Below are 11,184 nucleotides of genomic sequence, written 5' to 3' on the forward strand. Positions count from 1 at the left end.
TCGGATAGGTTCCGACGAACGCGCCGTTCGTCGGAAAGGAGCGGGGCCGTCAGCTGACGGCGCGGAGGCGCTGGCTGATCACCGTCGTGATGCCGTCGCCGCGCATGCTCACGCCGTAGAGCGCGTCGGCGACCTCCATCGTCGGCTTCTGGTGGGTGATGACGATCAGCTGACTGGCCTCGCGCAGCTCCTCCATGAGGGAGATGAGCCTGCGGAGGTTGACGTCGTCGAGGGCGGCCTCGATCTCGTCGAGGACGTAGAACGGCGACGGGCGGGCGCGGAAGATGGCCACCAGTAGCGCCATCGCCGTGAGCGAGCGCTCCCCACCGGACAGCAGCGACAGCCGCTTCACCTTCTTGCCCGGCGGGCGGGCCTCGACCTCGATGCCGGTGGTGAGCATGTCGTCGGGGTCGGTGAGCACGAGCCGGCCGTCGCCGCCGGGGAACAGCGTGGCGAAGACGATCTCGAACTCGCGCGCGACGTCGGCGTAGGCGGTCGTGAAGACCTCGAGGATCTTGTCGTCGACCTCGCGGACGACCGTGAGCAGGTCACGGCGGGTGTTCTTGAGGTCCTCGAGCTGGGTGGAGAGGAACCGGTAGCGCTCCTCGAGCGCGGCGAACTCCTCCAGTGCGAGCGGGTTGACCTTGCCCAGCAGGGTGAGGTCCTTCTCCGCGCGCCGGGCGCGCCGTTCCTGGGTGCCGCGGTCGTACGGCATGGACGGGGGCTCGGTGACGTCCTCGCCCCGCTCCTTCGCCGCCTCGTACTCGGCGATCTCGGCGGCCGACGGCGGCACCGGCTCGTCCGGGCCGTACTCGGCCACCAGGTCGTCGACGGCGAGGCCGTGCTCGCCGAGCACTTTCTCGGTGAGTTGCTCGAGGCGCAGCCTGTTCTGGGCGCGCAGCACCTCGTCGCGGTGCACGGCGTCGGTGAGCTTGTCCATGAGCGCCGACAGCCGCCCGGCGGTGGCGCGGGCCTCGCCGAGGGCGCGCTCGCGGGCGTCGCGGGCCGCAGCGGCGGCGTCGCGCTCCGCGGCGGCCGCGGCGAGCGACTCGGCGATCCGCTCGCTCGCGATCTCCCCCGCCTCGACGACGGCCCGCGCGATCCGGGCGCTGCGCTCGCGCGACTCGCGGGCGGCCGCGGCCCGCGCCCTCGCCTGGCGTTCCGATGCCGCCTGCCTGCGCAGCGAGTCGGCACGGCCCGCGATCGCCCGCGCTCGCTCCTCCGCGGTGCGCAGCTCGAGCCGGGCCTCCACCTCCTCGGCACGGGCCGCCGCGACCGACTCGGCGGCGGCGTCGCGCACCTCCGTGTCGGGCTCGTCGTCCACGGGCTCGTCCTCGGCCCGTGCGAGCTGCTGCTCGGCCGCCTCCAACGCGAGTAGGGCATCGGAGCGGCGGGACTCGACGGTGTCGCGGCGCTCGCGCAGCCGCTGCGCCTCGGCCGTGGCGGAGCGGACAACCTGCTCCAACCGGCCGAGCTGCGCCGATGCGGCGGCCTTGCGCGTATCCGCTGCGCTCTGCACCCGCTTGGCGGCCTCGAGGTCGACGAGCCGGGCGGCCTCCTCGGCGCGGGCGCCCTCCAGCGCGGGGTGCAGCCGGGCGAGCTCCTCCTCGACGGCCTCGCGGCGTTCGAGGGCCTCGTTCACCGCCGCCTGCACGTCGAGCGCGCTCGACGCCGCGCCCGACCCGCCGGAGGCGCGGGCGGCTCCGAGCACGTCGCCGTCGCGGGTGACGGCGGTGAGCTCGGGGTGTTCGGCGACCACGGCCCGGGCGGCGGCGAGATCGTCGACGACGAGGACGCCGTCGAGCAACCGCGCGACGGCGGAGGCGACCGAGGGTTCGGCGGTGACGGACTCGAGGGCCCACCGCCCGACGGGAGGTTCAGGAACGCCACGTTCCTGTCCCCCAGGTTCAGGAATGTGGCGTTCCTGAACCTCGGGGGCGACCACCAGGCTGGCTCTGCCTGCGTCGCGACTCCGCAGCAGCTGGAGAGCCGTCACCGCCGCATCGGGCGATTCCACGGCCAGTGCGTCGGAGAGCTCCCCGAGGGCGGCGGCCACCGCGGCCCGGGCCTCCGGCTCCACCGTGAGCAGGCCGGAGAGCGGCCCGAGCACACCGTCGGTGCCGACGAGCTCGCCGGAACCGTCACGGCGGGCGAGGCTCACCGACAGGGCGTCGACGCGCGCCCGCCAGTGCGCGCGCTGCTGCTCCAGCTCGCGCTCGCGGGCCACCAGCTCGGCCACCCTCGCCCTGGCGGCCTGATGCGCCTCGGCGGCCTGTGCGCTGCGCTGCTCCAGCCCGGTGTCGCCCTCGTCGAGGGTGCCGAGCTCGTCGCGCGCGTGCTCCAGCTCGACCTCGGCCGCGGCGGTGCGCTCTTGTGCCTCCGCCAGCGCCTCCGAGAGCCGCTCGATCTCGTCGGCCGTGGCGGCGGCGCCGCTGCGCAGCGCCTCGGCACGGCCGGCGAGGGTGGCGATGCCCGCCTTGCGGTCGGCGAGGGCCCGGACGGCCGCCATGTGGGCGCGCTCGGCGGCGGCGAGGATCTTCTCGTGTTCGGCACGTTCCTCGAGGATGTCCGACAGCCGCCGCCGGGCCTCGGCGACGGCCGCAACCAGCTCCGCCTCCTCCTCCGCGATGGCGTCGGCCTCTGCATCGAGCTCGTCGGGGTCGCGGCCGGGGGCGCGTTCCTGCGGGTCGGCCAGGTGCCGGGTGCGTTCCTGCGCCAGCCGGACGGTGCCGGCCAGGCGTTCGGCGAGCGCCGAGAGCCGGTACCAGGTGTCCTGGGCGGCGGCCAGGCGCGGTGCGTCCTGGGCGAGGGCGGCTTCCAGCCGCTCCTGCTCGACGCGCGCGACCGACAGCTGCTCCTCGACCTCGGCGCGCCGGGCGCGGGCGCCGGCCTCGTCGGCCTCCTCGCGGGCGAGCTGCGTGCGCACGGTGACGATGTCGTCGGCGGCCAGGCGCAGCCGGGCGTCGCGCAGCTCGGACTGCACCGACTGGGCGCGGCGCGCGATCTCGGCCTGCCGGCCCAGCGGCTTGAGCTGGCGACGCAGCTCCGCGGTGAGGTCGGTGAGCCGGGTGAGGTTGGCCTGCATCGCGTCGAGCTTGCGGAGGGCCTTCTCCTTGCGCTTGCGGTGCTTGAGGACGCCCGCGGCCTCCTCGATGTACGCACGGCGGTCCTCAGGCTTGCTCTGGAGCACGGAGTCGAGCTGCCCCTGCCCCACGATGACGTGCATCTCGCGGCCGATGCCGGAGTCGGACAGCAACTCCTGGATGTCGAGGAGGCGGCAGGAGTTGCCGTTGATCTCGTACTCGCCCGCCCCGTCGCGGAACATCCGACGGGTGATCGACACCTCTGAGTAGTCGATGGGCAGCGCCGCGTCGGAGTTGTCGATCGTGAGCGTGACCTCGGCGCGGCCCAGCGGGGCCCGCCCCGAGGTGCCGGCGAAGATGACGTCCTCCATCTTTCCGCCGCGCAGGGCCTTGGCACCCTGCTCGCCGAGCACCCAGCTGATCGCGTCGACGACGTTGGACTTTCCCGAGCCGTTGGGGCCGACGACGCACGTGATGCCCGGCTCCAACCGAAGGGTCGTCGCCGAGGCGAAGGACTTGAAGCCCTTCAGCGTCAGGCTCTTCAGGTGCACGGGCGGGGTTCTCCAAAGACGTGGACAGTCGATCGAGGTTACCGCTAGCGCTCCTCGAACCCCCGCAGGCCGCCGCGCGCCTCGCTCCATTGCTCGACGACGTGATCGACACGGCCCGGAGTCGATTCGCTACGCAGCGCGGCCAAAAGTAACTCACATGGGTGATGTTCACCCTCGGCAACAACCACGACACGTCCGTCTGGAAGATTGCGCGCGCTGCCCACGAGGCCGAGTTCGAGGGCGCGAGAACGAGTCCACCAGCGGAAACCGACGCCCTGTACGTGACCGTGCACCCATGCCGTGAGCCGCACTGCCTCATCGCTGCGGGTGATCACGAACTGCTAGCTTACCCGTTCGTGCCCCCCAACCGGTCTAACGCCGGTGCGCAGATGCTCGCACTCGCGACCGGCGTCGTGCTGGTCGCCGGGGTCGCGGTCGCGACCTTCTCTGACGAGATCGTGCCCACCGAACTGCGCACAGATTCGATCGCCGCGACGACCGGCTCCCCCTTCGGCGCCGACGTGGTGCCGCGGGCAGCGCAGGTGGACGACCGCCCGCCGCCCACGGAGATCTCGACGGTGCACGCGTTCGCGTCGGTGCCCGGTGAAACCGCGGGCGGCCCCCCGGCCGCCCCGGAGAAGCCCCCGCCCGCGCCGCCGGCCCCCGCGGCTCCGCCGAAGCGCGAACCCGTCGCGGTCTCCGGCGCCATGGGGGAGGTCATCACGCTGACCAACCAGCGCAGGCGCGACGCGGGTTGCGGCGACCTCGCACCCGACGGCCGGCTGACCCGCGCCGCCCAGGCCCACGCATCGGACATGAACGAGAAGGGCTACTTCGACCACGTGAGCCGGGACGGGCGGCGCTTCGAGCAGCGCGTCCGGGCGGCGGGCTACCCGCGGCCGGGGGCAGAGAACATCGCCAAGGGCCAGACGAGCGCGAGCCAGGTGGTGAAGGAGTGGATGGCGTCCCCGTCGCACCGATCGGCGATGCTGACGTGCGCCTTCACGACGATCGGCGTGGCGCGGTCGGGCAACTACTGGGTGCAGGAGTTCGGCAGGTAGGAAAGGGTCCGTGCCGGCGCCCCCGACGTGCCGGCACGGACCCCGGGCTCAGCGGGTCGGCGGAACGCCCGGCGTGGGGACGGATGAGGGCACGAGCGGTGTTGCCGACGGAGCCGGTGGCACCGACACGACGGGCGGGGCGAGCTCCGCGGTCGGCATGTCAGTCGCGGCCCCGGCGCCCGGTGCGGGCGTCGTCGGCACCGCGACCACCAGCGGCCCGGGTGGGGTGTACCGGCAGCCACCGGTGCGCGGGTCGTAGTCCCACGTTCCCCGCGGGTAGGCCGCATTGCCGCCGGGATCGGCGCCGTCGTCATGGCCCACGCACTCCGAGCCCGCCGCGTCGATCGGCATGCCGTCCTGGTCGAACAGGTACACGCCGGTGAGCGGGTTGCCCGCGGCGTCCACCGGGCGGATGTCCCGGATCTCCCGTTCCGAGTCCTGCCACAGTCCCGGCATGGAGACGGGGTAGCTCGAGGCCGAGCTCTCGTAGGAGCGAGGCATGCCTGCGGCGAGCATCCACGTCAGCACCAGTGCGGCCAGCACGTTCAGCGGCACCACGATCCAGAGCCAGCGCCGGTCCCGCCGGGTGCCGTGCCCCACCCAGATCGACACGGGCACGGCGACGAGCGCGAGCAGCAGCACGGCGGGCGCCTCGCCACCGAAGACCGCCACGACGAGCCCGGCGGCCGCGATCGCCCGCACGACCCACCAGGCGGGCTGGAGGCTCGCGACGAAATCGGCGGCCGTGCCCGCCGCGCCGTCCTCTGGACGAGCCCCGACGAGCCACCGGACCTCCGGCAGCGCGGCCACGCTCGGCACGTGCGGCCCGTCGCGGATCACGAGCGGCAGCCCGAGCGCACCGACCAACAGCCCGACGAACAGGACGAACGGCTCACCTGCCGCGGCCCCGAGCAGGAACACCAGCGCCCCTGCCGCCGGCACCGCGATCGCGAGCCGGGCGAGCCCGTGGCGGGGCCGTTCGGCCCCCTCGGAAGCGGCGGGGTAACCGGCCGCCGCGCGCAGCTCGGCGGCGTAGGCGCTCGGCGAGCCCAGCCGCGCGGTCAGTGCGGCGCCGTCCGCCTCACCGCCGAGCTCGGCGGTGAGGTCCGCAAGGTGCGCACGGACGTCGTCGAGGATCTCCGCGACCTCCGGCGCCGGGAGATCGGCCAGCGCCGCCCGCACACCCGCCAGGTACTCCTCGGCCGCGGGGCTCGCCAGTTGCACCGTCGATCCGTCGTCGCTCACGCCGCAGCCACCAGCCCTTCCATCGTCTCGGCGAACGCCCGCCATGTCTTCGCCATCTCGCGGAGGCGGTCGCGCCCCGGCGGGTTCAGGCTGTAGTACTTGCGGTGCGGGCCCTCCTCGCTCGGCACCACGTACGAGGTGAGGAGCCCGGCGTTGTAGAGCCGGCGGAGCGTGCCGTACACCGAGGCGTCACCCACCTCGTTCAGTCCGGCGGCGCGCAGGCCACGCACCACCTCGTAGCCGTAGCCGTCGCCGCGGTCGAGCACCGCGAGCACGGCGAGGTCGAGCACACCCTTGAGCAGTTGACTCGTGTCCATGCCTCGCCCCCCTTCTGTGCGGTGCACAGTACTACGCATCGCGTAGTAGCGCGCACGGGGTCGACGAGCGGCCGCGTCATGCCGTCCTGAGCCGGGCGAGGATGATGATCGACGCGGCCACCGTCGCGCCTGCCAGTAGCGCCGACGACCACGCGAGGGCGGGCCCGTACGCCGGCGCGGGGGACGGGCCCGGCGGGAGCAGGGCCATGAACGCGCCGCCGACCCCGGTCACGCCTACGACGTTTCCCACTTGTGTGGTGGTGAGCAGCAGCCCGGACGCCGCGCCTGCCGCGGAGTCCGGAACGGCAGTCAGGACCAGCGAAATGACGGGGTTCGTCGCGAACCCCTGGCCCAGCCCGGCCACCAGCATCACGAGGGCGACGAGCGCGGGCTGCAGGTCCTCCGGCGCGGACGTGGCGACGAGCACGAGGGCGCCGAGTGCCATCGCGACGATCCCGCTTCCCGCGGCGGGGATGGCTGCCCCCGCCCTGGTCAGCCGCGGTGCGACTGCCGACGCGACAGCGAACCCGAGGCCGAGCGGCGCGAACACGAGTCCTGTCTCGAGCGGCGACCGGCCGAGCCCGTCCTGCAGATACTGGGTCAGGACGAAGACCAGTGGCGCGCCCGCACCTGCCGCGTACAGCAGGAGGACGACGACGATGCCCGCCGAGAACCGGCGCTCCGCGAACAGATGCGGCGGCAGCACCGGCGCGCGGTGCCGCCGCTCGTGCACCAGGAACCCGGCGACGAGCGCCGGCACGGCGGCCAGCAGCGCCACCGTCCACCACGGCCAGCCACTCTCCGGGCCATGGCTGACCGGCACGAACAACGCCAGCAGCGCGGCGGCTCCGAGAGCGGCGCCGAGCAGGTCCAGGTCGCGGACGCCGTCCCCGCGCGACTCCCCCACGGCCAGCGCAGCCCCGGCGAGCACGACGGCGCCGAGCGGGAGGTTCACGAGGAACGCCGTCCGCCAGCCCAGCCCGGCGATGTCGAGCCCGACGAGCAGCCCTCCGAACGCCGGGCCGAAGACCACCCCGAGACCGATCGTGGCGCCGTACCAGCCGACCGCGCGTTCCCGCTCCCCGATCGCGTAGCTGCTCCGGATGATCGACAGCACCTGCGGCAGCACCGCCGCCGCGGCCAGCCCCTGCGCGAGGCGCGCTCCCACGAGCGAACCCGCTGCCGGCGCCGTCCCGGCTACCAGCGAGGCCGCCACGTAGCCGGACATGCCGGCCAGGAAGAGCCTGCGGCGTCCGTACCGATCGCCGAGCCGCCCTCCCAGGACGAGCCCCGTCCCGTAGGTCACCCCGTAGCCGGCGACGATCCACTGCGCCTGGGCCGCGGTCGCCCCCAGGTCGGACCGGATCGCCGGGAGCGCGACCGTGACGACGAACGGGTCCAGCACCCCCATGAACGATCCCAGCAGCAGTGCCGGCAGCGCGAGCCGGCGGTGGCCCAGGGCGCTGCCCCGCGCGTCCCTACCCACACCACCGCGTTCCCGCTCCGCGGTTAGTCTCACGCCATGTCCGTGGTCGACAACGCCATCTACATCGACGGCAAGCGCGCCGCGGTACCGGGCTCGTTGGATCGAACCTTCGAGGAGCTGCGGCAATGCCCTGACGAGGGCCGCAGCTTTTGCTGGATCGGCCTGCTGCGCCCGTCCCCTGAAGAGATCCAGGCGGTCGCCCGGGAGTTCTCGCTGCACGGGCTCGCGGTGGAGGACACCATCACCGCGCACCAGCGCCCCAAGCTCGAGCGCTACGGCGACGTGTTGTTCGTGGTGCTGCGCCCGGCCCGCTACGTCGACCCGGTCGAGGTCGTGGAGATCGGAGAGGTGCACCTGTTCCTCGGACCCGACTTCGTCATCACCGTCCGGCACGCGGAGAAGCCCGACCTCGCGCAGGTGCGGCAACGGCTGGAACGCGAGCCCGACCTCCTCGACAACGGCCCGTACGCCGTGCTGTACGCCGTGCTCGACAAGATCGTCGACGACTACTTCCCCGTGCTCGACGGCCTGCAGGACGACATCGACGAGATCGAGGTGCAGGTCTTCGGCGGCGACCCGGGGGTATCCAAGCGGATCTACCAGCTCTCCCGCGAGGTCATCGAGTTCCAGCGGGCGGTGGAGCCGCTGGCGGACATGTTCGACAATCTGCGGGAGCAGCTGAAGGAGCAGGCCGGCGAGGCCGACCTCGAGCTGCGCCGCGCGCTGCGCGACGTCGCCGACCACTCCACCCGAGTGCTGGAGCGCATCGAGGCGTTCCGGCAGCTGCTCGCCAACATCCTCCAGGTCAACGCCGCCCTCGTCGGCCAGCGACAGAACGAGGAGATGGCCCGCATGACCCAAGCGGGCTTCGAGCAGAACGAGCAGGTCAAGCGCATCTCCTCCTGGGCAGCGATCCTCTTCGCGCCCACCCTGATCGCCTCGATCTACGGCATGAACTTCACCCACATGCCCGAGCTCGCGTGGCCACTGGGCTACCCGTTCGCCGTCGTGTTGATGTTCCTGCTCGGCCTGGGCCTCTACATGGTCTTCAAACGCCGCAACTGGCTGTAGGGCCCGTCATCGGGGTCGGACCGGTACCACCTCGAGCACGTGCCTGTTCACGGTTGCGTGGGTAGCGGCGGTGAGCTCCAGGTCGGCAGCGACGAACAGCATTCGCCACTCATTCTCGGTGCGCTCCTTGCCACCGGCGGAGACGAGCATCATCAGGTCGAGGAACTTCGCCGCGGGATCCTCGTTCGGCGGACCCACGACCGCCTCGACAAGGAGCAGCCGGGCCTCGGGCGCCATTGCGGCCCGCACGCTGCGCAGGATGCGCAGCGCGTCCTCGTCCGCCCAGTCGTGCAGGACACGGGCGAGGAGGTACGCGTCGGCTCCCGCGGGCACTTCCGCGAAGAAGTCGCCGGGCACGACCCTCACCCGGTCGGCCACGGCGGCGGCGCGGAGCACCGGGTCCGCGCCCGCGACGACGTGTGGCTGGTCGAACAGGATCCCGTGCACCGACGGATGGGCCGCGAGCACCGCCGCGAGCACCGCGCCGGTGCCGCCGCCGATGTCCGCGATCACGCCGTAGCGGGCGAAGTCGTGCGCCGCGAGGACGGTCGGGCCGGCGTCGCGGGAGAACGTGCGCATCGCCGCGTCGAAGACCTCACCGTGCTCGGGGTGCCGGCGCCGGTACTCCCAGACGTCGCACCCGAGGGCGTACGCGGCGGCGTTCTCGCCGGTCCGCACGCTGTGCGCCAGCTCGCCCCATGCACGCCACTCGTAGTCGGCGCCGAACATGCGCGCGGCGGGATCCACCGAGAGCGGGTGGTCGCGACACAGGTAGTTGCCCATCGGGCTCAGCGCGAACCGCCGGTCGGCGCCCTCGGCGAAGATGCCGATCGATGCCAGTGCCCGGAGCAGTCGGTACAGCGTCGGCGCGTGGGTGCCCGTCGCCGCGGCGAGCTCGTCGGCGTCCTGCGGCCCATCCCGGAGCAGGTCGGCGATCCCCAGCTCGGCCGCGACGGTGAGCGCCCGCGATCGCTCGTAACCGCGGACGACGGCGAGCAGCTCCCGGAACTCGTGCGGTGGTTCCTGACTCATGGCCCCTCCAGACGCCGGTGACGGGCAGGTGCTCGCTCGGCGATTCGCAAGCGTCACCTGGTCTCGCTCGCAACGGCCCCCTTGCCCTATTTATGAAACCCGCCTAGCGTAATGGCCTGATCATGTTGTGAACCTGTCACGACAGGGGCAGCGATGGCTTCCGACTCCTCGGTGGAGCGGCACGCCAACACCGTCAGCGTGCTGACGGCGCTGCGCGTGGACGAAGGCAGCAGGCTCGCCGAGCTCGCGCAGCGCACCGGCCTGTCGCGCCCCACCGTCGACTCGATCCTCACCGAGCTCGGCCGCCTCGGGTGGGTCGAGCAGCGCGAACCCGCCGACGCACCGGAGGGCGCCCGCCAGGCCGGCCGGCCGGCCCGCACCTATCGGCTCGACCCGGACGCAGGCTTCGTCGTCGGCGTGGACGTCGGCGTCAACCTGCTGACCGCGATGGTCGCCGACATCACCGGCACGACCCGGCACACAGTCACCCGCCCGATCAGCCGGACGACGCCCGGCGCGGAGCGCCGCACGGCCGTGCAGTCGCTCGTCGCCGACGCCGTGGCCGAGCTCGGCGTAGAGCCGCGCGAGACCCTCGCGCTGAGCCTCGGGGTACCCGGCATCGTCGATCCGGCCGGCCGGGTCACGCTGAGCACCGTCATCCCGGACTGGACCGGCTTCCACGTCGAGAAGCACTTCGGCCGCTGGGCGGGCGTGCCCGTCACCGTCGCGAACGACGCCAACATGGCCACCCTCGCCGAGCACTGGATCGGAGCCGCCCGGCTCGTCGACGACGTCGTCTACATCCTCTCGGGGCGCCGCACCAGCGCCGGCATCATCGTCGACGGATCGCTGCACACCGGCCGGCATGGCGCGGCAGGCGAGATCGGGAGCATCCCGGAGCTGTACTTCAGCACCGAGGAGCTACTCGCCATGCCGGGCAGCGACCCGGACTCCCCCGACGCGATCGGCTCGGTGTTCCGCGCCGCGCACGCAGGTGACGAGCAGGCGGCCGCACTGGTGGAGGAGCTCTACCGGCGGCTCGCCCAGGTCGTCGATTTCATGGTCAAGGCGTTCGACCCGGACATGGTCGTGCTCGGCGGCGGCGTCTCGCGCGCGGGCAGACCCCTCGTCGAGGGCATCGAACGCCACCTCGATCGCCCGGTGTTCAACACGACGCCGCTCGTGCTGTCGCAGCTCGGTCCGGAGGCCGTCGCGCTGGGCGCCGTCCGCTCCGCGCTGCAGCTCGCCGTCCGGCACAGCCCGCTACTCGCGGCGCTCGTCGCGCCGCCGCTCGGCGTTCCCACCCGTCCCGTCCCTGGAGGCCTGCAATGACGCCGG

The 11,184-nt window shown here is 73.0% G+C and carries 9 protein-coding genes; 3 read left to right on the top strand and 6 right to left on the bottom strand.

Going from position 1 to position 11,184, the window contains the following annotated elements:
- Positions 1-49 precede the first annotated feature (49 nt).
- Together smc and K1T35_RS32775 are read right to left on the bottom strand one after the other, a co-directional pair.
- Positions 50-3,634, bottom strand: a complete 3,585-nt coding sequence (gene smc, locus K1T35_RS32770) for a chromosome segregation protein SMC (RefSeq protein ID WP_220255636.1) — start codon at positions 3,632-3,634, stop codon at positions 50-52.
- Between the two features lie 44 nt (positions 3,635-3,678).
- A complete protein-coding gene (locus tag K1T35_RS32775) occupies positions 3,679-3,969 on the bottom strand; it encodes an acylphosphatase (protein WP_255621008.1) in 291 nt (96 codons plus the stop codon).
- A 54-nt stretch (positions 3,970-4,023) separates the two neighbouring features.
- Between K1T35_RS32775 and K1T35_RS32780 the strand changes: the two genes are divergently transcribed.
- Positions 4,024-4,695: a CAP domain-containing protein gene (locus tag K1T35_RS32780; RefSeq protein WP_220255637.1), complete on the top strand. Its 672-nt coding sequence runs from the start codon at positions 4,024-4,026 to the stop codon at positions 4,693-4,695.
- 48 nt (positions 4,696-4,743) lie between these two features.
- Here K1T35_RS32780 and K1T35_RS32785 read toward each other — a convergent pair whose 3' ends face one another.
- The 3 genes from K1T35_RS32785 to K1T35_RS32795 form a co-directional block, all read right to left on the bottom strand.
- Complete coding sequence (locus K1T35_RS32785) at positions 4,744-5,940, bottom strand: hypothetical protein (protein WP_220255638.1); 1,197 nt, start codon at positions 5,938-5,940, stop codon at positions 4,744-4,746.
- Positions 5,937-6,257, bottom strand: coding sequence for a PadR family transcriptional regulator (locus tag K1T35_RS32790; protein WP_220255639.1), 321 nt, complete (start codon positions 6,255-6,257; stop codon positions 5,937-5,939). The genes K1T35_RS32785 and K1T35_RS32790 overlap by 4 nt, the downstream gene beginning before the upstream one ends.
- 76 nt (positions 6,258-6,333) lie before the next feature.
- Positions 6,334-7,776 carry an MFS transporter gene (locus K1T35_RS32795; protein WP_220255640.1) on the bottom strand — a complete coding sequence of 481 codons (1,443 nt, stop codon included), beginning with the start codon at positions 7,774-7,776 and terminating at the stop codon, positions 6,334-6,336.
- 3 nt (positions 7,777-7,779) lie between these two features.
- Here K1T35_RS32795 and K1T35_RS32800 point away from each other — a divergent pair, with 3 nt between their 5' ends.
- Positions 7,780-8,814 carry a magnesium and cobalt transport protein CorA gene (locus tag K1T35_RS32800; protein WP_220255641.1) on the top strand — a complete coding sequence of 345 codons (1,035 nt, stop codon included), beginning with the start codon at positions 7,780-7,782 and terminating at the stop codon, positions 8,812-8,814.
- A gap of 6 nt (positions 8,815-8,820) precedes the next feature.
- Here the strand turns inward: K1T35_RS32800 and K1T35_RS32805 are convergent, their stop codons facing one another.
- A complete protein-coding gene (locus tag K1T35_RS32805; protein WP_220255642.1) occupies positions 8,821-9,846 on the bottom strand; it encodes a methyltransferase in 1,026 nt (341 codons plus the stop codon).
- 153 nt (positions 9,847-9,999) lie between these two features.
- Here K1T35_RS32805 and K1T35_RS32810 point away from each other — a divergent pair, with 153 nt between their 5' ends.
- Positions 10,000-11,178 carry an ROK family transcriptional regulator gene (locus tag K1T35_RS32810; RefSeq protein ID WP_220255643.1) on the top strand — a complete coding sequence of 393 codons (1,179 nt, stop codon included), beginning with the start codon at positions 10,000-10,002 and terminating at the stop codon, positions 11,176-11,178.
- The last annotated feature ends 6 nt before the right edge of the window (positions 11,179-11,184 follow it).

Origin of the sequence: Pseudonocardia sp. DSM 110487 (assembly GCF_019468565.1) — a bacterium.
Classification (GTDB): domain Bacteria; phylum Actinomycetota; class Actinomycetes; order Mycobacteriales; family Pseudonocardiaceae; genus Pseudonocardia.